This window comes from Mumia zhuanghuii (assembly GCF_042681565.1).
Lineage (GTDB): Bacteria > Actinomycetota > Actinomycetes > Propionibacteriales > Nocardioidaceae > Mumia.
In genome coordinates this window covers 417,157-438,183 of the sequence record NZ_JBHUFT010000008.1, presented here as the reverse complement: position 1 = coordinate 438,183, position 21,027 = coordinate 417,157, and the positions used below count along the sequence as shown (strand labels likewise).

The following is a 21,027-nucleotide window of genomic DNA, read 5'->3' as shown; positions in this document are numbered from 1 at the left end:
GGGCGGCAGGGAGCATCGATGCTCCCTGCCGCCCCTCACTCGTATCCCACAGGCCGTGAATTCGGAAACCGGGAATTCCATCCAGGTTCACCCCCGAACAGTCCGATTGGCTTTCCAGCCTCGCGCGGGACCTGTTGAGTAGGAGCAGTCCCCGCGGGGCACCGGAAACCCTCCCTCCTTCGGTGCCCTGCGGGTACCCAAGGGGCCGTTCGTCTGATAGGACATGTGATGCACGGCACACCGCAGGAGGGGCGGGGAAACCGCAGTGAATCCTCAGACGCAGACAGCGACCAGCAGCCCATGATCGAGATGCACGGCGAGCTCGGTCCCCCGGACGTGCCCGCGACGCTCGTCAACACCTTCAAGCCACACCTGCCCGCGCTCGTCGCGCGGATCACTGACCGGATCCAGGAACACGTCCCTGCCTACGCCGGTCCGGCCATCGGACGTCGCCACAAACTCATCTCGATGGCCGTCAACGGCGCGATCAAGCAGTTCGTCGACCTCGCGACCGGCAAGTCAGCCGGCTCGAACAGAGTCGACGACCTCTTCCGCCAGATGGGCTACGGCGAAGCAGCTGCCGGCCACGACCTCTCGTCACTCCGTTCGGCTCTCAAACTCGGCACCCGCGAAGCATGGGACGAGCTCCGTGCCCTCGCTTCCGGACAGGGGCTCTCCGCTGACCTACTCGGCCGGCTCGGCGACATCCTCTTCACCTACATCGATCACCTCACGGAGCAGGTCGGCATCGGCTACGAAGCTGCGCTACAGGCCCGCGAACGCGACGTCAACGTCGTCCGTGCGCGACTGCTCGCGAGCATCCTCAAGCGCGCGCCTGCCGACGAGATCGAGACCCTGTCCACGAACGCTGCCTGGCCCCTCCCTGCGCGTTTCGTGGTCTTCAGCGCCGATGCTCGTGGAGAGGTGACCGTCCCCGACCTCGCCGAGGTCGAGACCTCTATTCTCGGGCGGATCGATGTGACCCCTGCTCTCTTCGTGTGCGCGAGCGATGCGACGCCCGGGATCATCGAGTATCTACGTGGCAACGCACCAGGTGTCCGCATCGCCATGAGTTGGCCGGTCTCGATCGACGAGGTCCCTGACGCTCGCCGGTGGACCATTCGTACGCTCGAGCTCGCGGACCAGGACGTCATCCCCAATCAGGCAGTCCTCGAGTGCGAGAAGCATCGGACGCAGATCTGGCTTCACGCCGAGCCCGCACTACGCCGCCGCCTCACTCAAGAGCTCTTGCGGCCGCTGCTCGCCGAAACCCAGAACTCGCGCGAGATCCTCTCCGAGACGCTGCTCGCCTGGCTCGAGTCCCGTGACAGCGCGCCCGCGATCGCGGCTCGCCTGGGCGTCCATCCTCAGACCGTGCGTTATCGGTGGAAACGCATCAACGAGCTGTTCGGCGAAAAGCTCCACGACTCGGAGTTCGTTGTCCAGCTCACGATGCTGCTCAAGGCGAGCGTGCCTCTGTGGGTGGCGGGTGACCAGAGCGACTTCGAACGCTTCCTCACTGAGGATGCGCGATGACCAGCATCTCCACGAAGCCCCTGAGCGACAGGGATCCACACACCGCTCGGCATGATGAGCGCATGCCCACAGCCGCTGGTGCACGTGCGAGCCTGGCCGTCGCAACGGTCCTGACGGTTCCCGTCGCCACTCTGTCGGCGATCCCGACGATGCGGTTCGAGTCGTGGTCATGGGTATGCCTGGCGCTCTCAACGCTCATCGTCGCGCTCACCTGGCCCACCCACCGCGACGCCTTCCGCGCGCTCCGCCAGCGCGACCTCTCGCTCGACGTGCTCGCGTCGATCGGGGTTCTCGCTGCCTACCTCTGGGCCCTGTACGCCGTGGCCGTCGGCCACCCGTCCACCAGCCTGATCGTGCCCGCGGTCCTGTCGATCGTTCTCACCGTCCGCCAGCGAGTCATCGCTGCGGCCGGTCCGCTCGCCGCCGTCCGTCGTGTACCTGCGTGGATCGTGCCAGGTGTCCTCGCCGTCGCGGGCGTGACTCTCGCGATGTGGCTCGGCTTCAACGGAGCGTCGTGGTCGGCAGTCTCCGCAGCCGTTGCCGTGCTCGTCGTCGCCTGCCCCGGCGCACTCGGGCTCGCTGCCCCCGCGGCCGTCGTCGCCGGCACGCGTCGCGGCGCAGACCTCGGCGTCACCTATCGCGACCCGTCCGCGCTCGACGCCGCTCGCGACGTCGACACGCTCATCCTGCGAGGGCTGGAGACCGTCGCCGACGGCATGCACGTCGCGTCGGTCGATCCGCTGTCACCCGACCACGACCGCAACCTCCGGTGGTTCGCCGGCGCCCTCGAGCACTCCTGCGAGGACCCGGTCGGCCGCGCGATCGCCCGGCTCTCCGTACGCGGCCGGGTGACCGGTGTCCAGCAGCATCCCGACCTCGGCGTCAGTGGCTCAGTTGACCGCCACCCGGTTCGTGTCGGGAGCCCGACCTGGATCGGCATCGAAGCCCCCGACCACGTCGGCGTCACCGTCGCCGTCGAGGTCGACGGTCGCCCGCTCGGCACGATCACCGTCATCGACACCCCGCGACCGACCGCCAAGAAGGCCGTCGACGCGCTCCGTACGCTCGGGCTCGAGCCGATCCTCGTCACCACCCGTGACCAGACCGCCGCCGACCACCTCGCCGAGGAGATCGGCATCACCCACATCGTCGCGGAGACCGGCGCGACAGGGGGGCGACAGCTCGTCGACGACCTCCGGGCCGACGGGCGCCGCGTCGCTCTCCTCGCGACGTCACCCGAGGATGCCGCAAGCCTCGACTCGGCCGAGCTGAGCATCGCGGCACCGGACGGCGGTGCGGCCGTCAGCGTCGCGGACGGCGACGTCGCGGGAGCGGTCGCCTCCCTCCGGCTCGCGCGTGCGATCGACGTGAACGCCAAGACCGGCACCTCCCTCGCCCTTGCGTACAACGCGGTCGCGATCCCCGTCGCCGCCGCGGGGCTGCTCCACGCAGTGCCGGCTGCGGTCGCGATGGCCGTCGCCTCGGTCGTCGTGCTCCTCGGCTCGTTGCGCCTTCGCGGCGACGCGCGCTGAGCATTGAGCCCCGTACGAGGCGTCTCGTACGGGGCTCAATGCTGAGCGCCTGGTGGCTAGGTCGCCTTCTCGTCGCGTCGGACGAGGTCCTCCGCCTGGACCCCGAGCGCCTCAGCCAGCGCCCAGATCGTGTCGAACCTCGGATTGCCGACACCGGGCGACAGCTTGCCCGACTCGTCGCGTGCGTTGTTGCGTGAAAGCTCGATGTTCTGGACCTGGTTGCGGCTGAGGCCGGTCACGTCCGCGAGCTGCTCCTGAGTCAGGCCGGCCGACTTGCGCAGGGCGCGGACTCGCTCACCGAACTCTCGTGCACGCTCCTCGCGCAGCTGGGGATCTCCTCGATTCGGCACGTCTGTGAGCCTCTCTCTCCATGTCGTCAGCCCACGCGACGGGGCGTCTCTTGGTGGGCACGGTCAGGCCCTCGGACAGTGCACGGTCACGTGCCTTGCCGATGGGTGAGCGACTGATCGGTGACGACCGCGTCGACCAGCTGGGTCAACGGCGTGCCGAAGACGCGACTGAGGTCGAGCAGCGTCGACAGCCGAGGATTGGCCGGCGATCCCTTTGCGCGGTCCGACAAGCCGGACTCGAGCAGCTGGTAGTGGTTGCGGGTGATGCCCGCAGCGTGCGCGACGTCCTCCTGAGACAACCCCGACTCCGCCCGCAGCGATCGCAGCACGGCTGCGAGCGCGCGAGCGATGGCGGGGTCGAGCGCCTCCTCGGTCACGCTCCCACTCTGGCCATGAGCACATGGCGTGTCAGCCATGCATACCCTGCTTCATGAGTTGGGCGCGACCCCGATACGCCGCGCGTTCCTCGCGGCTACTCGACCAGCGGAACGTCGCCGGTCACTCGGCCTGTGGAGGCGCCGTCTGGCCGACCTGCGTGCGGACCCGCTCCAAGATGGTCGCCATCTGCTCGACCTGGCGCTGGTACTCGCCGAGGTTGCCCGCCTCGAGCGCCTTCTGGGCGGCGTCGTACGCGGCGTCGGCCTGCTCGAGGAGCTGCTCGACCGTCTGCGGGGTCGGTGTCGCCGGCGTCTCGCCGTCGCCTCCGCCCTCGTCGGTCGCCCCCTCCTCCGGCGTCGGAGTCGGCGCGCCTTCGATGCCGAGGGCGACGCGCAACGCCTCGTCGAGGTTCTGGCCGAAGCCGATGCTCTCGCCGAACGACGCGATGACGAACTGCAGGACGGGGTATGAACCCTCGGTCGCGTTGCGTCGGATGTAGACCGGTTGCACGTACAGCAGGCCCTCACCGACCGGCAGGGTCAGCAGGTTGCCGAACTGGACCTTGGTGCCGGCCTGCTTGAACGGCAGCAACGCCGACGAGACGCGACTGTCTGCCTCGAAGTTGTTGGCAATCTGGTTGGGCCCGTCGACCTGCGTCGCAGACCCGAGCTGGAGGACTTGGATCTTGCCGTAGCCGTCTGGATCACCGGCCTCGGAGTTCACCGAGACGAACGACGCGAGGTTCTGGCGGTTGTTGGGGAGATAGACGCTGGTCAGCGAGAACCGCGACTCGTCCTCGCCCGGTCGCTGGATCGACAGGTAGTAAGGCGGCTGCAGCGAGCCCTTGGCCGTCGGGTCCTCCGGGATCTTCCAGCGCTCGCCACCCTCGTAGAAGGTCTGCGGGTTGGTCACGTGGTAGGAGCCGAGGATGTTGCGCTGCACCTTGAACATGTCGACCGGGTAGCGCAGGTGCTCACGCAGGTCGTCCGAGATCTCCGACTTCGGCTTGACCGTGCCGGGGAAGACCTTCATCCAGGTCTTGAGGACGGGGTCCTCGGTGTCCCACTCGTACAGGTCGACCGAGCCGTCGTACGCGTCGACGACGGCCTTGACCGCGTTGCGCATGTAGTTGACGCGGTCCGACGGGAGCACGGCCTGCGCGCCCGTACCGGTCAGCGTGTCGGAGGTGGCCTCGTCGAGCGAGACCTTCTCGGAGTAGGGGTAGTTGGCGCTCGTCGTGTAGCCGTCGATGATCCAGACGACCTTGCCGTCGACGACCGCCGGATAGGGGTCACCGTCGATGGTCAGCCACGGAGCGACCTTGGCGACACGGTCGCGGGGGTGCCGGTCGTACAGGATCTTGGAGTTCTCGTTGACGCGGTTCGACAGGACGATGTTGGGCTCGCTGAACTTCACCGCATAGAGGAGCTTGTTGAAGGCGCTCCCGATCGAGACGCCACCCTTGCCGTCGTACGTGTTCTGGGTGGCGTTGTCGGTCTCGCTCTCGCCGCCGTTGCCCCGCGGCGTGTCGACCTCGATCGGGTCGGCACCGTCGGGCCGGCCCACGATCGAGTAGGACGGGGAGTTCTCGCCGAAGTAGATGCGCGGCTGCTTGTCGACGTTGAGCTCGCCGACGGGCGGGATGTCGCGCTCGACCCACACCGGCTGACCCTGCGGGCCGCGCTGGTTGCCGCGGGCCGCGATCACGCCGTAGCCGTGGGTGTAGACCGTGTGGTCGTTGGCCCAGTTGCGCTGGTTCGCGGGGAGACCGTCGAGGTTGAGCTCGCGGGCCGCGATCACGAGGTCCTCGGGGTTGCCGGAGCCGTCGATCGCGTAGCGGTCGACGTCGAGCGTCTGGGGCACGCTGTAGTAGCCGCGGACCTGCTGGAGCTGCTCGAACGCCGGCGACACGAGCGTCGGGTCGAGCAGACGGGTGCTCACGCGCGACTCGGCCGACTCGGTGAGCTGCTGCGGGGTGAGCGAGGTCTGGGCGTTGTAGTCCTGTTTCTGGACGTCAGCGATCCCGTACGCTTCGCGTGTCGCCTCGATGTTCTTGGCGATGTAGGGAGCCTCCTTGTCGGGCTCGGACGGCTTCACCTGGAACGACTGCATGATCGCGGGCCAGATGCCGCCGATCAGCACCGAGGTGAGGACGAGGAGCGCGAGGCTGATGCCGGGGAGGAGCCAGTTCTGCCAGATCGCGTTGGCGAAGAACAGCAGTGCGCACAGCAGCGACACCGCCATCAAGATGTTCTTGCTGGGGATGCGCGCGTTGGCGTCGGTGTAGGTGATGCCGGTGAGGAGGTTGTTGCTGTCGACGCTGAAGCCGAACCGGTCGAGCCAGTAGGCGAACGCCTTGAGCAGCATGATCAGGCCGATGATGATCGACAGGTGCGTCTGCGTCGCGCGCGAGATCTTGCGGTTCTTGCCGGAGATCGCGATGCCGCCGTACACGTAGTAGACGAACGCGACTGCCAGGCCCGAGACGATGAGGAGCGCAAACCCGTACGCGGTGAGGAACTTCAGCCACGGGTAGTCGAAGACGAAGAACGAGATGTCGAGCCCGAACGTCGGGTCGTTCTTGCCGAAGTCGGTCGCGTTGCGCCACATGAGGAACGTCCGCCACTGCCCTGCGGCCGAGGAGCCGGCGAAGATCAGCAGCAGGACGCCGAACGCGACCATGCCGATCGTGCGCAGCGGGTGGATCGCCTCGCGGTAGCGCAGGACCGGGTCGTTGGGGCGCAGCGGCCCCGTCGCCGCCGGACGGCTGCGATAGGCAATCCAGACGTTGAGGAGCACGACGCCGGCGAACAGCAGGCCGAAGCCGAGGAACATCAGCACCCGCGTGCTGAGCATCGTCGAGAAGACGCTGCTGTAGTCGACCGAGCGGAACCACAGCCGGTCCGTCCAGACACCGGTGAAGATCGCACCCAGGAAGAGCAGCGCCACCAGCGTGATGATGGTGGGGATCAGGACACGTCGTCCTTGGCGGCCCACGTCGGGTCGAGGTCGGGCGGCGGATCCTTCGCTCACGGGTTTCCTTCAGTTCGCAGTGCTCACAGGGGCGTGACGCTCACAGGGAGCGGGATGCTCGGACTCCAGTGTGACAGGTCACTCAACGAGGGTCTGTCGCAGCATAGAGACCAGTCCGGGGACCAGATCGGGCCCTTCGGCGAGCTCGTCGCTCCCCCGTACGTCGACGATGCAGTGGGACTGTCCGTCACGCGTCACGGCCACCGTCAGGCGTACCTCTTGGCGGTCGGGATGGTCCGCCACGAAGCCGACGACCTCGGCCTCGTCGTCAGGCAGCGACCCCTCGGCGTCCGGCGGCAGCATGAGCCGCTCGAGGACGACCGCGGTGCCGTCGACCTGCGGCGGCCAGACGATCTCGGCGACGAAGTCCTCGAATGTCCGCTCGGCCGGCAGATCGTCCTGCTCGACGGCCGTGTAGGAGTCGTCGACGTCGTCCGCGCCGACCCCCAGCTCGCGCGCCAGCGCCGGCTCGTCGGAGATCAGCGAAGCCGTACGGACCAGGGCGTAAAGCCGCGGCGGCACGTCCCAGCCCGAGGTGCTCGCGACCTCGGCGATCTCGAGCGCCGTCTCACGGAGCGGGTTGGAGGGGGTCAGCTGCATGTGGGCACCTTGGCCTTCGGGTCGTCGGAGAGCTTCTCGAGCGCGTCAACCGCGTCGTCGAACGTGGCGACCTCGACAAGACGCATGCCGAAGTCGTCGGCCGCAGCAGCCTCGGCGCAGTTGCCGGCGGGGACGAGGAACACGCTAGCTCCCGCCTCCGACGCTCCCGCGAGCTTCTGCTGCACTCCCCCGATCGGCCCGACCTCGCCTGCGGCGCTGATCGAACCGGTGCCGGCCACCGTCGCGCCGTCGAGCAGCGCGCCAGGGGTCAGCAAGTCGTACAGGGCGACCGCGAACACGAGACCGGCACTCGGTCCGCCGATGGACTCGCCCAGGTTGTTCTTGATCGTGAACGGCAGCTCGAGGTCCGTGCCGAGGCTGACGCCGATGCGCGCCTTTGCCGGGTCGTCCGGCGAGGCCTGCGAGGTCACGTCGACGGTCTGCTTCTTGCCGTCGCGGCGGATCCTGAGCGTCACCACCGAGCCCGGCTCCGCGCCCGACACCAGCGTGACCGCCTGGTCGGTGCTCGTCACGGCGGTGCCGTTGACCGACAGGAGGATGTCGCCGGGCTCGAGACGCCCCTCGGACGGGCCGTCCTCGGTGACCGCGGTGATCATGACGGCGTCCTTGACCTCGTACCCGGCCGCCGTCAGCGCCGCCGCCTCCGACGTCAGCTGCGAGGACGCCATCTGCGCGGCGTTCTCCTCGCGGACCTGCTCGGCGGTCTGCCCCTCGGGATAGACCATGTCGCGCGGGACGACGGCCTCGGCGGGGTCGAGGTAGGCGGTGATGGCGTGCGGGAGGCTCACCCGCGAGTCGGCGCGGGTCACGGAGACGGTGGTGAGGCGGATCTCGCCGTCGGTCGGATACGTCTTGGCGCCCTCGACCTGCAGGACGGGCTTGTCGTCGTACTTCCCGAGGGCGTCAACCGTCGGGCCGGGCCGCATCGTCACGTACGGGACGGGGAGGAGGAAGGCGATCGCGATCAGGGTCACCACGAGGAACCCGGCCGCGGCCAGGGTGGAGGTGCGCCGGCTCATCGGGACCTGCGGGCGGAGCTCGAACGGCGGACCACGACGCCGTTGTGGCGCTGCGGTGCCTGACGTGCATGGACCACATCGGCGGGGAGCGGGCGCTGGACGGCCTCGCTGAAGCGGGCGTACGCGGGATCGTCGGTACGGCGGGTGGCACGGCGCTCCGTCGTGCGTGCTCGCGAGCGGCCGTACCAGGCGGCCCACAGCATCGCCAGCGCCGTCACGGCCAGCGGCACGGCCAGCCACCACAGGATCTTCACGCCCACAGTCTAGGCAGGCGGGCGGCAGGACCACCGCTGCTGGCGGCCCTACGGCGTGCCGACCCACTCGTCCGTACCGTCGTCGAACACCTGGTGCTTCCAGATCGGCACCTCGGCCTTGAGCCGCTCGATCAGCGTGTGGCACACCTCGAACGCCTCCGGCCGGTGCGGCGCGGACACCGCGGCGACCACCGCGAGCTCGCCGATGTCGAGGTCGCCCAGCCGGTGCACGACGGCGATCCCTCGTACGGGCGTGCCCTCGACGACCTGCGCCGTGATCTCGGTGAGGACCGGGAGCACGCGCGAGTGCGCAGAGTAGCCGATGCCGTCGACCTCCTTGCCGCCGTCGTGGTCGCGCACGGCCCCGACGAACAGCACGACCGCCCCGGCTGCGTCGTCGGCGACAGCCTCGTATACCTCGGTGATGTCCAGGGGCTCGTCTCGTACGTCGACCAGCCGGACTACATCGCTCATGGCGAACAAGCCTAGGGCCCATCGGGCGTCGCGGGTACGTTGGAGACATGCCTGACGATCCGGACCGCCTGCCCGACGATCTCCCCGACGACCCTGAGGGCGAGGGGCGCGGCGACCCCAACGCGCCCGACCACGGCATCGGGTTCGGCAAGGTGCCCGGCCCCGCACAGGGTGGCGGCGGCGCGACCGGCGGCGGCAACCCGTTCGCCGGGACGCCGATGGAGGGCATGTTCGGTGCGTTCGGCGACATGTTCGGCAGCGGCGGGCAGATGCCCGACATGAACCTCCTGATGCAGCAGATGCAGCGGATGTTCGCGCCGCACGAGGGCGCGGTCAACTGGGAGCTCGCGACCGACGTCGCGCGCCGTACGGTCGTCGCGTCCCCCGATCCGTCGCCGCTGAGCACGGAGTCGTCTGCGGTCGACGACGCGATGCGGCTCGCCGAGGTTTGGCTCGACACGGCGACGGACATCCCCGCCGCGGCGACCCGTACGGCCGCGTGGAGCCGGTCGCAGTGGGTCGAGTCGACGATGCCGACCTGGCGCGCGATGGTCGAGCCGATCGCCGAGCACGTCGTCGCCGCGATGGCGGGCGCGCTTCCCGAGGAGGCCAAGGCGATGGCCGGCCCGCTGGTCGGCATCCTCAACCAGGCTGGCGGCGCGATGTTCGGCACGCAGGTCGGGCAGGCTGTCGGCGCGCTGGCGACCGAGGTGCTGTCGAGCACCGACGTCGGCATCCCGCTCGCTCCCGCCGGTGTCTCGGCGCTGCTCCCAGCCAACATCCGGGCCTTCGGGGAGGGTCTCGACCAGACCGACACCGACCTCTTCCTCTATGCGGCGCTGCGCGAGTGCGCGCACCAGCGGCTGTTCGCGCACGCGCCGTGGCTGCGCGGGCGCCTGCTGTCGACGATCGAGGAGTACGGCCGCGGGACGACGATCGACGTGAGCGCGATCGAGCAGAAGATGGCCGGGCTCGACCCGACCAACCTCGCGGCTGCCCAGGAGGCGCTCGAGGGTGGGCTGTTCGAGCCCGAGCGCACCCCGCAGCAGCAGGCCGTGCTCACCCGGCTCGAGGCGCTGCTCGCGTTCGTCGAGGGCTGGGTCGACGAGGTCGTCACGCAGGCGACCGAGGGGCGGATGCCGAGTGCGCCCGCGCTGCGCGAGGCGATGCGTCGCCGTCGTGCCGCAGGCGGTCCGGCCGAGCAGACGTTCGCGTCGCTGGTCGGGCTCGAGCTGCGGCCGCGCCGACTGCGCGACGCCTCTGCCCTGTGGGCCGCGCTGCGCGACCGCAAGGGCGCTTCGGCACGCGACGCGGTCTGGTCGCACCCCGACCTGATGCCGACGGCCGCGGACCTCGACGACCCGCTCGGCTTCGCGTACGACGAGCCCGACGCCGAGGCCGAGGGCACGGACGCCGCGTTCGACGCCGCGCTCGCCGACCTGCTCGAGGGGGCTGCGGATGGGGACGCGAAGGGCGAGGACGACGCCGGTGCGGACGAGGGCGACGACCCCCGTCCAGAATCCGACCGTTGAGCCTGCACGCGGACGCGTACGGGCTCCTCTGCGGGTGGACCACTCCTGATGCTGAGCAGGCGGCGCTGCGCGAGGCGTACGTTTCCCACCTCGCGGCCCGGCCGGACGCGATGCAGCGCTCGTGCCTGCCGCACCACCTCACGGCGAGCGCGCTCGTGGTCTCCGCCGACGGGTCCCAGGTGCTGCTGACGCTGCATCGCAAGCTGCGACGTTGGCTGCAGACCGGGGGTCATTGCGAGGACACGGACACGACGCTGCGCGGAGCGGCGCTGCGCGAGGCGACCGAGGAGTCCGGCATCGCGGGGCTGGTGGTCGATCCGGTGCCGCTGCGCCTCGATCGGCACGGGCTCACCTGCGGTGGGCGCCAAGACGCCGAGCATCTCGACGTGCAGCTGCTCGCGCTCGCGCCGGCCGACGCCGTACCCGCGATCAGCGAGGAGTCCCTCGATCTCGCGTGGTTCCCCGTGGACGCACTGCCCGAGACCGACGACTCCGTACGGGCGCTGGTGACCGCCGCCCGTACCCGCCTCCGCGTCGGCGCCTGACGCCCGCCGCTGCACGCCCGGCGCAGACGCGGGTACCGCAGCGCAGTCCGTCCGCTGCTCCGTGTCAGCCCGTCACGGTGATCGGGGCGCCGGCGTGGATGAGCCGCCAGTCGACGGACGCGAACAGCGCCGGGTCGATCGTTCCGACCTCGCTCGCCCAGTCGATGAGCAGCTGCCGGATCTCGACCTGCGCGTTGTAGACGACCGGCGCCGTCGTCACGCCCGGGAAGTTGCCGCCCCCGGACTGCCGGTAGTTGTTGATCGCGATGACGAACCGCTGGTCCGCCGCCACCGGCGCGCCGTCGTACGCGAGACCGACGATGCGCGAGCCGACGGGCTGCGACAGGTCGATGTCGTACGTCAGCGGGGCGTCGAGGCCACCCATCACGTCGTAGTTGTAGTCCGGTGTGCCGTTCGGCGCCGTGTCGGTCACCGCGTTGGTCACCTGGCTCGACGGGAACGGCCCGGCACCCGTGACCGGCTTGAAGTAGCGCGCCGAGAACTCGAGGTACGCCTTGACCTCCGCGCCGGTGAACACGATGCCGAGCAGCGTGTTGTCATAGATGTAGAGGCCGGCCACATCGCGTACGGAGACCTCGCCCGCGGGGATCGCCGCCGCCCGGTTGAACGGCGCCGCGATGCTCAGCATCGGCAGGTCGGCCTCCGGCGTGCCGGCAATCGCCTTCTTGACCGCGTCGGCCTGCACGTAGTTGATGAAGTCGAGCGCCGCGACGTCCTCCCACGGCGCGGTCGCCGCCGACATCGCGACCAGCGACGTGCCGATCACCGAGTTGACGTAGGTGACGACCTTGTCGTGGTCGGCCTGCAGCAGCTTCACGATCTGCGGGTCCTCGTCGACCGTATTGGCGTTGAGGACCTGCGACGTGACCGCGACGACGTCGTAGCCCGACCCGCGGCGCCGGCGCTTGACCGTCACATCGATCGCGGACAGCCGCATGCCCCAGCGCAGCGGCTCGGTGAGGATGACGTTTTTGCCGGTCGACTTGTTCGTGACGACGCGCTGGCCGATCTCGACGTGCGCGTGGCCGACGAGGATCGCGTCGATGCCGGGGACCTCTTCGGCGACGAGGGTCGAGGCGTTCTCGGGGTACGGCAGCGCGTCCCCGTACGAGGAAGAGGTGTCGGCGCCGGAGTGCGCGGAGACGATGACGACGTCCGCACCGGCCTTGCGCATCTTCGGCACCCAGTGCTTCGCGACCTCCACGAGGCCCGGGAAGACCATCTTGCCCTCGACGTTGGCCTTGTCCCAGATCGCGATGCCGGGGTTGGTGAGGCCGAGGATGCCGACGCGTACGGTATGGCGGCCGACGCGTACGCGCTTGATGACGAACGGCGAGAAGACCGGCAGGCCCGTCGCGGCGTCGTGGGCGTTGGCACCGAGGAGCGGGAAGTCGCACTGCCGCTCGAACGTGCGCAGCAGCGGGATGCCGTAGTTGAACTCGTGGTTGCCGAGCGCGGCCGCGTCGTAGCCGATCGCATTCATCGCGCGCGCCATCGGGTGGACGACACGGCGGCCGATCGGCTCGATCTTGGCGTAGTAGTACGCCAGAGAGGTGCCCTGCAGCGTGTCGCCAGCGTCGATGAGCAGCGGGCACGGGTGGGCGTGGCTGCTGCGCATCGCGTCGACCAGCGTCGAGATCTTGGCAAGGCCGATGTCGTTCTGGGCGGAGTCGGTGTATTCGGCGTTCTTGAAGTAGTCCCAGTTGAAGACGTTGCCGTGCAGGTCGGTCGTCCCGAGCACGGTGAACGTGGCGGTGTCGCCGCCGGGACCCCCACCCCCATGGCCCTTGCCGTGCGCGGCCGCCGGTGGTGCGGCGTATCCGGCGGCGGCGAGCGCAGCCGCGGCGGCCGAGCCCGTGAGGACCGTGCGGCGGCGGAGCGCGTGCGACGGCGGCGCGACGGACGGAGTGGGCGAGGTGGAGTCTTCGGGCGTGTGCTGCGCGTTCATCGGCGCTCCTCCGGGGGAATGAAGCCTCGTGACCGCACCATCGTTACTCGCAGAAGCGCTCCCCCGCGTCGGCAGAACGTGACGGCATCTGCTCAGTCTTCGGGCAGGTCCTTCCAGCCGGCGCCCGCGACGACTCCCTCCAAGAAGCCCCGCGCGCGCTCCGTTCGGGGATAGCGCTCGACGTGCTCCCAGAACTCCGGCCCGTGGTGCGGGACAAGCAGGTGCACCAGCTCGTGGACCATCACGTAGTCGACGACCCAGTCGGGCAGCTCCTGAAGGCGGCTCGAGAGCCGGATCGTCCCGTCCTCAGGCGTGCACGAGCCCCACCGGCGGCGTTGGTTGTCGACCCAGCGCACGCTTGTCGGCTCCGCGGCGCCGTCGAGGAACCGGCGGCTCAGCTCGCGTGCACGGGCATGCAGCCCTTCGTCGTCCGGACGCACGCGCCGCTCGCGGCCCTCGACCTTGGCGACCATCGTGTCGACCCAGCGCTGCTCCTCGGCACGGCTCAGCCCCGCGGGCATCAGGACGACGATGCGAGCGCCGTCGCGGTAGGCCTGGACCGACTTGCGCCGGCGCCTGCTCCTGCGGATCTCCACCTCGGGCGCACTGCGGCCCGTGGGGCGGACGACCGCACGGGCCGAGGGATCGAGGGGCGCACTCATGGGTCCACGGTAAGCGACGCGCCGAAGGGGATTTTCGTCGTCCACAGCTCCTGTTCGGATCGTCCCTGGTCAACAGGGCTGTGCGTGCCCCGTACGACACCGACTTCCCCCGCTCGTCCACCGTGCGTCCCCCGATCTCCACAGGCTTCCTCGGCGGTTCCCACACACTTTCCCCAGGGTTTTCCACAGGCGTGGACAGCATGCTGTGCCTAGGGATTGCCGACCCCGGGTCTCCCACCTAGCGTGACAGAAGAAGGTCCTGGCCGGGCGCGGCGTCGGCAAGGGGAAGGCAGGCGGCGAGTCCGGCCGGGACCGATCTGTGCGGAGGCTGTGGACGACGTCCCCGCCGCACCGCGTTCCTCGGGCAGGGTGGACCGACCCCCTCGCCCACCACGCCCGAGGAGCCCCCCGATGAAGCCGTTGCTCCGGCCCGGTACGACCGTCGTCCGCCGCACCGTCCACACCCTCCAGGTCGGCACGCTGCCCGGCTCCACGATCCTCGTCGACGACCTCCCCGGGTCGGCGACCGTGCTCCGGCTGGCCGACGGCACCCGCGACCTCCCTACGCTGGCTGCCGTCGCGGGCCGCCCGCTCCCCGAGATCGCTGACGCTGTCCGCCGCCTCCGCGCCTGCGGTGCCGTTGTCGACGCGCAGGAGTGGGACGAGATCGGTGGCGAGGCGCTGACCACCGAGGCCCGGGCCCTCGTGGCCGCGAACGCGCCGGCGAACGACGTCGTACGCCGCCTCCACGCCCGAGGCGCGTCGTCCGTCGAGATCGTCACCGACGTGCCGGGCCGGCCGCTCGCCGCACGGCTGCACCGCATCCTCCACGAGTCCGGGCTGCGCGCCATGATCGGCCCCGTCGCCGACCCCGACCTCGTCGTCGTGCTCTCGAGCGGGCCATGCCCCCGCGAGGCCTTCGACGTCCTCGCCGGGGCTGGAGTCGCCCACCTGCCCGTCGTCACGGAGTGCGACACCGCCCGCATCGGCCCCCTCGTACGCCCTGGGTCGTCCCCGTGCGTGCGGTGCGACGACCTCGACCGTACGGGCGGTGAGCCGGGCTGGCTGCTCGTCCTCGAGCAGCTCGGTCAGCCGCTCGCCCGGAGCACACCGCTGCATCCGCACGGCTGGGACGCGGCCAGCGGGTACGCCCTGGCGCTGCACGTCGCGACGCAGGTCCTCGCGTACGCCGACCGGGTCCAGGCGGCCGCGGAGGGAGCCGTTGCCGTGGTCTCCGCGCGCGGAGGCGCTCCCACGTACCACCCGGTCGCGCTCCACCCTGACTGCGCGTGCCAGATCCTCGCATCGGAGACCAGCGGCGCTGACGGCAGCGGCGGCGTGGCCCGGGGTGTCAGAATGACCGCATGAGTGACGGCGGCGCCAACAAGCCCGACGACCGAGACACCGCGGTCCCGCGTGGCGCCTTCACGCGTGCCGCCAAGCTCGCCTCGCTGCCGATCGGGTTCGCCGGGCGTACGACGCTCGGCGTGGGCCGACGGCTCGTGGGCGTCCCCGCCAACGCCGTCCTCACCGAGGTGCAGATCCGCACCGCCGAGCAGATCTTCGCCGTCCTCGGCGAGCTCAAGGGCGGCGCGATGAAGTTCGGCCAGGCGATGAGCGTGTACGAGGCAGCGATGCCGCCCGAGCTCATCGAGCCCTACCGCAACGCCTTCGTCCGGCTCCAGGACGATGCCCCGCCGATGCCGACGTCGACGGTGCACCGCATCTTCGCCGGCGAGCTCGGGCCGAGGTGGCGCGAGCAGCTGATCGAGCTCGACGACAAGCCCGCGGCCGCGGCATCGATCGGGCAGGTGCACCGGGGTCGCTGGTTCGACGGGCGCGAGGTCGCCGTGAAGGTGCAATATCCCGGCGCCGCAGCGGCGATGCGCTCCGATCTGCGTCAGATCGGGCGCCTGAGCAGGCTTTTCGCGGTGGCGTTCCCGTCGATCGACGTCAAGCCGCTGGCCGAGGAGCTTGCCGAGCGGGTGCGCGAGGAGCTCGACTACGCCCTCGAGGCACAGGCCCAGCGGGCGTTCGCCGAGGCGTTCGCCGGTGACCCGCAGATCGTCGTCCCCGAGGTCGTCGCCCATACCGAGACGATCCTCATCACGACGTGGATGGAGTCCAAGGGCTCGCTCGCGCAGGTGATCGCTGACGGCACGCCCAGCGAGCGCGACCACTACGGCGAGCTGTTCGCGCGGTTCCTGTTCGCAGGGCCGACGCGGGTGGAGATGCTCCATGCCGATCCGCACCCCGGCAACTACCGGGTGCTCGCCGACGGACGCCTCGGGGTCGTGGACTACGGCGCGGTCGCCCGCGTCCCGGGTGGGCTTCCTCCGGTGATCGGGCGGCTGCTGCGCGCGGCAGTCGACGACGACTACGCGACGGTCGTCGCGGGGCTCCGCGAGGAGGGGTTCCTCAAACCAGGCGTCCGTATCGACGAGGAGATCATCCGCGCCTATCTCGGCCCGTTCGTCGAGCCCGCGCGCCAGGAGGAGTTCACGTTCAACCGCGCGTGGATGCGTGAGCAGGCTCAGCGGATCTCACGACCCGCCCGCGAGGGCATCGGTACGGCGATGAAGATCAACCTGCCCCCTTCGTACCTGCTCATCCACCGGGTCTGGAGCGGCGGCCTCGCCATCCTCAGCCAGCTCGGTGCGACAGCGCCGTTCCGCGGGATCCTCGAGGAGAACCTCCCCGGCTTCGCCGACTGACCTCCGTACGGCCCGCCGCGCGCCTGCCGCCGGCGCTCCCGCACTTTGCGTGGGGACCACCGCAAAGTGCGCGCCCCACCGCTCCCTTCAGGTGGGGCCTGCACTCTGCGTGGGGACCACCGCAAAAGCCGAACGGGCGGCACCCCGCGCGATGCGGGGAGCCGCCCGTTCGTCCGGTGCGGATGGTGCGGATGGTGCTAGAGCATCCGGGCGATCCGGATGCGCGCGCCGTACGCAGCGCGTACGAGGCAATCGATCATCGGGGTACTCCTTCATGGTCTTGCGTGGCCGTCAGGCGACGGCGTCCTTGCGCGGGCGTCCCCGCGGCCGCTTGCGCGGGATGACGGTGCCCTTGAGGAAGAGCTCGCCTCCCCACACGCCCCAAGGCTCGCCCCGGTCGAGCGCGCCCGCCAGGCACTCCCGTCGGATCGGGCACGCGAGGCAGAGTGCTTTTGCGTCCTCGACACCGGCCGGTGTCTCGGCGAACCAGAGCTCGGGGTCTTGGGTACGACACGGGATCGACGTGTGCTGCACCTCGTGCTCGAGCACGGCGGTCGTCATGGGTTCTCCTGGATTGAGAGAGGTGGTTGCTGGTGGTGGGGCAACGCGTTCTCTGTCGGCAACGACAGAAAGGCCGCGGATCCCGGTTCGGGTTCCGCGGCCTGAGTGGCGTCTGATCGACGGTTAGGTCGAGTCAGGGCTTCGGCGGGATCCCGGGGTCTGGTGCTTCTCGGCGTACGTCGACGCATCGGTCACGAACGGCATGAACCACCCGAGTCGGCGCGTGGGCATGGCGACGCCACAGACGTCGGCGTCATTAGCGGTGAAGATGATGTTGCCCATGACGAACACGCTCCTCTCTCAAGTCGATCCGGGCTGACGAGTCAAAACCCTACGCCCGTCTTGCGACAAGGCGCAAACCAATTAATGACGAGTTTGGAAAAAATTCCTGCCGTCGTCACTCGGCAAGGATGCGAAACCTATCCTTCACCGCAGAGCTCGAGCACCTCGGCGCCGTACCGCTCCAGCTTGGTGCGTCCGACGCCCGGGACCTTGAGCAGATCGGTCGCCTCGCGCGGGCGTACCTCGGCGATCGCGGTCAGCGTGGCGTCGGTGAACACGACGTACGCGGGGACCTTCTGGGTGCTCGCCTGCTCGCTGCGCCATCCGCGCAGGCGCTCGAACAGCTCCTCGTCGTAGGTCGACGGACAGTCGAGGCAGCGCCCCAGCTTGCGCTCGGCGCCGGTCGAGAGCACGGCCTCGCAGGTGCGACAGCGGGCGATGCTGCGCTCTTTGCGCGTACGGCGCGTGCGCGCGCCCCCGCCGGTCGGCTCGGCATCAGCCGGCCGCAGACCGTCGAGGAACCGGCTCGGGCGCCTGCTCCCCCGGCCACCGGGGTTGCGGGAGAGCGACCACGAGATCTCGAGCCGATGACGCGCACGAGTCACGCCGACGTAGAACAGCCGCCGCTCCTCGACGACCCCCTTGTCATCGGTCGCGTAAGCAATCGGGACCGTGCCCTCCTGCATGCCGACGAGGAACACCGCGTCCCACTCCAGCCCCTTCGCCGCGTGGAGCGTCGTCAGGGTCACACCCTCCGCGATCGGGGCGTGAGCGTGCTTCGCGCGGCGGTCGAGGTCGTCGACGAGCGCGGTCAGGTCGGCGCCGGGCTGTGCGGACTCGAGGTCAGCGGCCATCGACACCAGGGCGTGCAGCGACTCCCACCGGTCGCGCTGCGCACCCGCCGACGTCGGCGCGGTCTCGGTGTAGCCCATCGTCGCGAGCACCGCACGCACGTCAGAGACCAGACCCTCGTCGCCGACGTCCCCGCCACGGGCCTGGCCGCGCAGCAGCGTGACCGCCTGCCGCACCTCGGCCCGGTCGAAGAACCGCTCGACGCCGCGCACGACGTACGGGAGGTTGCGTGCCGCAAGCGCCTCCTCGTACGCGCCGGACTGCGCGTTGGTGCGGAACAGGATCGCCATCTCGCGCAGCGGGGTGCCGCCCTCGCGGAGCTGGAGGATCTGCGCGGCGGTGGACTCGGCCTCGGCCACCTCGTCCGAATAAGGGGTGTACGTGACGGCGGGGCCGGGGTCGCGCTGCGCCTGGAGCACGACGCCCTCGCGCTGCCCACGGGCGAAGACGGCGTTGGCCGCGGTCACGACCTGAGGCGTCGAGCGGTAGTTGCGGACCAGCTCGATGCGTCGTGCGCCGGGGTGCGTCTTGGCGAAGTCGTTGAGGTGCTTGGGCGAGGCACCGGCGAACGAGTAGATCGTCTGCAGCGGGTCGCCGACCACGCAGATGTCGTCGCGCCCTCCGAGCCACTGCTCGAGGAGGGCCGCCTGGAGCGGGTTGACGTCCTGGTACTCGTCGACGACGAGCCACCGGTACTGGCGGCGGACCTCGGCCGAGACCCGCTCGTGCTCGGCGAGCATCGAGACGGTGCAGAGCAAGATGTCTTCCATGTCCATGCGTCCGCGGTCGCGCTTGACCTCCTCGTACGCGGCCATCACGTGCGCGACGGTCGCGTCGTCGACGGCGTCCAGACCGCGGTGCGCGTCGGGCGCGAGCCTCGGGTAGTCGTCGGGACGGACGTTGGAGACCTTGGCCCACTCGATCTCGGCCGCGAGATCGCGCAGCATCGCCGAGTCGGTCTGGACGCGGCACCGCTTGGCCGCCTCGGCGACCAGCGGGATCTTGGACGCGATCAGCTCCGGCAGCCGGTTGCCGTACAGCTTGGGCCAGAAGTAGCCGATCTGGCGCAGCGCCGCCGCGTGAAACGTGCGGGCCTGCACGCCCTCGGCGCCGAGCTGACGCAGCCGCCCGCGCATCTCGCCGGCGGCGCGCGCGGTGAAGGTCACCGCGAGGACCTCGGTCGGCTTGTAGACGCCGGTCGCCGTCCCGTACGCGATGCGGTGGGTGATCGCGCGCGTCTTGCCGGTGCCCGCGCCGGCGATCACGCAGACCGGGCCGCGCAGGGCGAGTGCGACCTCACGCTGCTCGGGGTCGAGGGCGTCGAGCAGGCTGTCGGCGGACGGCACGGGTCTCCTCGGAGATCGGGGTGGGTGGAGCGGCTCAGGATCCAGCGTAGTTGGAGTGGAGGACACGATCCTCGGCCCCGTTCACCCGTGTGGACGACGCCGCCGGTCGGCACGTCGCAGAATCGGGGAATCTCCCACCCCTCCGTACTGTTCCTCTGGGTGGGCGCGCCCCCGCTCACGACTGATCCCCGCCCGACAGAGGAGTCCCCCCGATGACCACTGGCAGCTTCACGATGTACTCGACGCCCTGGTGCGGATACTGCAAGCGCCTCAAGGGTCAGCTCGAACGCGAGGGCATCGCGTTCGACGAGGTCGACATCGAGCAGAACGAAGAGGCCGCATTCCTCGTCGAGCAGGCCAACGGCGGCAACCAGACGGTGCCGACGCTCGTGTTCGCCGACGGCAGCGCGCTCACCAACCCGTCGGTCGCGCAGGTCAAGGCGCAGCTCGAGGCCCTGAGCGTCTGACCTCTCCGTCAGCGCCACTCACCGTGGACGAGGCCGCCGTGCCAGCGCTCGATGAGCCAGCGCGAGATCGACAGCGTCCCCGGCAGGTCCAGCTCGCCTGACGCGGTCATCCGGGTGACCTCGTCGCGGCCGAACCAACGCGCGTCCGCGGTCTCCGTACCGTCGACGGCGATCCGCGTCGTACGGGCGCGGCCGAAGAAGCCGAGCATCAGGCTCGACGGGAACGGCCACGGCTGGCTGGCCGCGTACGAGACCTCGCCGACCTCGACCCCGGCCTCCTCCCACGTCTCGCGGCGCACCGCGTCTTCGAGCGACTCTCCCGGCTCGACGAACCCCGCGAGCGTGGAGAAGCGAGTGGCGGGCCAGTCGGGCCGGCGCCCGAGCAGCGCCCGGTCGGCGTCGTCGGTGATGAGCATGATGACGGCCGGGTCGGTACGAGGGAAGTGCTGCGCGCCGCACTCGGGGCAGCGCCGCACGTGCCCGCCCTCGACGACGTCGGTCGGGGATCCGCAGCGTGCGCACCGCGGGTGGGTCCGGTGCCACTGCGCGACGCCGACGGCGTGGACGGCAAGGCGTGCCTGCGCGAGCGGCAGCGACGTGGCCACCGCGCGCAGCGGCCGGCTCGGCTCGGGCACGCGGCGCACCATGACCGCGGCGTACTCAGTGCCGTCGACCGTGCCGAGATAGAGGCGGTCGCCGTCGGGCACGTCGGCAGGGCTGCGCCACACGAGCCCGTCCGCGTCGGCGGCCAGGTGCTCGCCTCCGACGACGAGCACCGGAGTCTTCGGGTCGGCCCAGAGCGCGTCCATGAACGCGTCGTCCACGCGCCGCTCGGAGTGCCGGTTGTAAGCGCCGTCGGCGAACGTGAATCCCTCAGTCACGGCGCCGAGCCTACGCCGC

At 70.2% G+C, this 21,027-nt stretch carries 20 protein-coding genes; 7 read left to right on the top strand and 13 right to left on the bottom strand.

The features are described 5' to 3' along the window. The first annotated feature begins 300 nt into the window (after nt 1-300). Together ACFSDF_RS10420 and ACFSDF_RS10415 are read left to right on the top strand one after the other, a co-directional pair. A complete protein-coding gene (locus ACFSDF_RS10420) occupies nt 301-1,536 on the top strand; it encodes an RsbRD N-terminal domain-containing protein (RefSeq protein WP_167002109.1) in 1,236 nt (411 codons plus the stop codon). A 62-nt stretch (nt 1,537-1,598) separates the two neighbouring features. Then, on the top strand, nt 1,599-3,068 hold the full coding sequence (locus tag ACFSDF_RS10415; protein WP_377157431.1) for an HAD family hydrolase: 1,470 nt from the start codon (nt 1,599-1,601) through the stop codon (nt 3,066-3,068). Between the two features lie 56 nt (nt 3,069-3,124). On the opposite strand, the gene ACFSDF_RS10410 is transcribed toward ACFSDF_RS10415, so the two are convergent. The 7 genes from ACFSDF_RS10410 to ACFSDF_RS10380 all read right to left on the bottom strand — a co-directional run bounded on the left by ACFSDF_RS10410 (nt 3,125) and on the right by ACFSDF_RS10380 (nt 9,197). Continuing rightward, complete coding sequence (locus ACFSDF_RS10410) at nt 3,125-3,418, bottom strand: helix-turn-helix domain-containing protein (protein ID WP_167248766.1); 294 nt, start codon at nt 3,416-3,418, stop codon at nt 3,125-3,127. Nucleotides 3,419-3,504: 86 nt separating this feature from the next. Next, nucleotides 3,505-3,795, bottom strand: coding sequence for a helix-turn-helix transcriptional regulator (locus ACFSDF_RS10405; RefSeq protein ID WP_208322815.1), 291 nt, complete (start codon nt 3,793-3,795; stop codon nt 3,505-3,507). A 121-nt stretch (nt 3,796-3,916) separates the two neighbouring features. After that, nucleotides 3,917-6,829 (bottom strand): UPF0182 family membrane protein, encoded by a 2,913-nt coding sequence (locus ACFSDF_RS10400; protein ID WP_167002101.1) that lies wholly within the window; start codon nt 6,827-6,829, stop codon nt 3,917-3,919. A 78-nt stretch (nt 6,830-6,907) separates the two neighbouring features. Then, complete coding sequence (locus ACFSDF_RS10395) at nt 6,908-7,429, bottom strand: PPA1309 family protein (protein ID WP_167002099.1); 522 nt, start codon at nt 7,427-7,429, stop codon at nt 6,908-6,910. Then, entirely contained in the window at nt 7,420-8,469 is a 1,050-nt protein-coding gene (locus ACFSDF_RS10390; RefSeq protein WP_377157427.1) for a YlbL family protein, read from the bottom strand. The genes ACFSDF_RS10395 and ACFSDF_RS10390 overlap by 10 nt, the downstream gene beginning before the upstream one ends. After that, entirely contained in the window at nt 8,466-8,723 is a 258-nt protein-coding gene (locus ACFSDF_RS10385) for a hypothetical protein (protein ID WP_167248746.1), read from the bottom strand. Before ACFSDF_RS10385 ends, ACFSDF_RS10390 begins: the two co-directional genes overlap by 4 nt. A gap of 48 nt (nt 8,724-8,771) precedes the next feature. Then, nucleotides 8,772-9,197: a molybdenum cofactor biosynthesis protein MoaE gene (locus ACFSDF_RS10380; protein ID WP_377157425.1), complete on the bottom strand. Its 426-nt coding sequence runs from the start codon at nt 9,195-9,197 to the stop codon at nt 8,772-8,774. A gap of 47 nt (nt 9,198-9,244) precedes the next feature. On the opposite strand from ACFSDF_RS10380, the gene ACFSDF_RS10375 reads away from it, so the two are divergent. Continuing rightward, complete coding sequence (locus ACFSDF_RS10375) at nt 9,245-10,729, top strand: zinc-dependent metalloprotease (protein ID WP_167248772.1); 1,485 nt, start codon at nt 9,245-9,247, stop codon at nt 10,727-10,729. After that, a complete protein-coding gene (locus ACFSDF_RS10370) occupies nt 10,726-11,274 on the top strand; it encodes an NUDIX hydrolase (RefSeq protein WP_377157423.1) in 549 nt (182 codons plus the stop codon). Before ACFSDF_RS10375 ends, ACFSDF_RS10370 begins: the two co-directional genes overlap by 4 nt. Nucleotides 11,275-11,338: 64 nt before the next feature. On the opposite strand, the gene ACFSDF_RS10365 is transcribed toward ACFSDF_RS10370, so the two are convergent. Next, nucleotides 11,339-13,243, bottom strand: coding sequence for a bifunctional metallophosphatase/5'-nucleotidase (locus ACFSDF_RS10365; protein WP_377157421.1), 1,905 nt, complete (start codon nt 13,241-13,243; stop codon nt 11,339-11,341). Between the two features lie 92 nt (nt 13,244-13,335). Continuing rightward, nucleotides 13,336-13,905 (bottom strand): M48 metallopeptidase family protein, encoded by a 570-nt coding sequence (locus ACFSDF_RS10360; RefSeq protein WP_377157419.1) that lies wholly within the window; start codon nt 13,903-13,905, stop codon nt 13,336-13,338. 411 nt (nt 13,906-14,316) lie between these two features. Between ACFSDF_RS10360 and ACFSDF_RS10355 the strand changes: the two genes are divergently transcribed. Continuing rightward, nucleotides 14,317-15,273, top strand: a complete 957-nt coding sequence (locus ACFSDF_RS10355) for a hypothetical protein (protein WP_377157417.1) — start codon at nt 14,317-14,319, stop codon at nt 15,271-15,273. After that, nucleotides 15,270-16,619, top strand: coding sequence for an ABC1 kinase family protein (locus ACFSDF_RS10350; RefSeq protein ID WP_377157415.1), 1,350 nt, complete (start codon nt 15,270-15,272; stop codon nt 16,617-16,619). Before ACFSDF_RS10355 ends, ACFSDF_RS10350 begins: the two co-directional genes overlap by 4 nt. 291 nt (nt 16,620-16,910) lie before the next feature. On the opposite strand, the gene ACFSDF_RS10345 is transcribed toward ACFSDF_RS10350, so the two are convergent. The 3 genes from ACFSDF_RS10345 to ACFSDF_RS10335 all read right to left on the bottom strand — a co-directional run bounded on the left by ACFSDF_RS10345 (nt 16,911) and on the right by ACFSDF_RS10335 (nt 19,660). Then, a complete protein-coding gene (locus tag ACFSDF_RS10345; RefSeq protein ID WP_167002083.1) occupies nt 16,911-17,180 on the bottom strand; it encodes a WhiB family transcriptional regulator in 270 nt (89 codons plus the stop codon). Between the two features lie 123 nt (nt 17,181-17,303). Next, nucleotides 17,304-17,462: a hypothetical protein gene (locus ACFSDF_RS10340; RefSeq protein ID WP_167002081.1), complete on the bottom strand. Its 159-nt coding sequence runs from the start codon at nt 17,460-17,462 to the stop codon at nt 17,304-17,306. 137 nt (nt 17,463-17,599) lie between these two features. Continuing rightward, on the bottom strand, nt 17,600-19,660 hold the full coding sequence (locus tag ACFSDF_RS10335) for an ATP-dependent DNA helicase UvrD2 (RefSeq protein ID WP_377157413.1): 2,061 nt from the start codon (nt 19,658-19,660) through the stop codon (nt 17,600-17,602). A 212-nt stretch (nt 19,661-19,872) separates the two neighbouring features. On the opposite strand from ACFSDF_RS10335, the gene ACFSDF_RS10330 reads away from it, so the two are divergent. Then, complete coding sequence (locus ACFSDF_RS10330) at nt 19,873-20,127, top strand: mycoredoxin (RefSeq protein WP_167002077.1); 255 nt, start codon at nt 19,873-19,875, stop codon at nt 20,125-20,127. A gap of 8 nt (nt 20,128-20,135) precedes the next feature. Here the strand turns inward: ACFSDF_RS10330 and nudC are convergent, their stop codons facing one another. Then, a complete protein-coding gene (gene nudC / locus ACFSDF_RS10325; protein ID WP_243842906.1) occupies nt 20,136-21,008 on the bottom strand; it encodes an NAD(+) diphosphatase in 873 nt (290 codons plus the stop codon). Nucleotides 21,009-21,027: the final 19 nt, after the last annotated feature.

What these genes read in the sequence shown, in the direction of transcription:
- ACFSDF_RS10420 (WP_167002109.1), top strand. Translation starts at nt 301, where the DNA reads ATGATCGAGATGCACGGCGAGCTCGGTCCCCCGGACGTGCCCGCGACG.
- ACFSDF_RS10415 (WP_377157431.1), top strand. Translation starts at nt 1,599, where the DNA reads ATGCCCACAGCCGCTGGTGCACGTGCGAGCCTGGCCGTCGCAACGGTC.
- ACFSDF_RS10395 (WP_167002099.1), bottom strand. Translation starts at nt 7,429, where the DNA reads ATGCAGCTGACCCCCTCCAACCCGCTCCGTGAGACGGCGCTCGAGATC.
- ACFSDF_RS10390 (WP_377157427.1), bottom strand. Translation starts at nt 8,469, where the DNA reads ATGAGCCGGCGCACCTCCACCCTGGCCGCGGCCGGGTTCCTCGTGGTG.
- ACFSDF_RS10380 (WP_377157425.1), bottom strand. Translation starts at nt 9,197, where the DNA reads ATGAGCGATGTAGTCCGGCTGGTCGACGTACGAGACGAGCCCCTGGAC.
- ACFSDF_RS10375 (WP_167248772.1), top strand. Translation starts at nt 9,245, where the DNA reads ATGCCTGACGATCCGGACCGCCTGCCCGACGATCTCCCCGACGACCCT.
- ACFSDF_RS10365 (WP_377157421.1), bottom strand. Translation starts at nt 13,243, where the DNA reads ATGAACGCGCAGCACACGCCCGAAGACTCCACCTCGCCCACTCCGTCC.
- ACFSDF_RS10360 (WP_377157419.1), bottom strand. Translation starts at nt 13,905, where the DNA reads ATGAGTGCGCCCCTCGATCCCTCGGCCCGTGCGGTCGTCCGCCCCACG.
- ACFSDF_RS10355 (WP_377157417.1), top strand. Translation starts at nt 14,317, where the DNA reads ATGAAGCCGTTGCTCCGGCCCGGTACGACCGTCGTCCGCCGCACCGTC.
- ACFSDF_RS10350 (WP_377157415.1), top strand. Translation starts at nt 15,270, where the DNA reads ATGAGTGACGGCGGCGCCAACAAGCCCGACGACCGAGACACCGCGGTC.
- ACFSDF_RS10345 (WP_167002083.1), bottom strand. Translation starts at nt 17,180, where the DNA reads ATGACGACCGCCGTGCTCGAGCACGAGGTGCAGCACACGTCGATCCCG.
- ACFSDF_RS10340 (WP_167002081.1), bottom strand. Translation starts at nt 17,462, where the DNA reads ATGGGCAACATCATCTTCACCGCTAATGACGCCGACGTCTGTGGCGTC.
- ACFSDF_RS10330 (WP_167002077.1), top strand. Translation starts at nt 19,873, where the DNA reads ATGACCACTGGCAGCTTCACGATGTACTCGACGCCCTGGTGCGGATAC.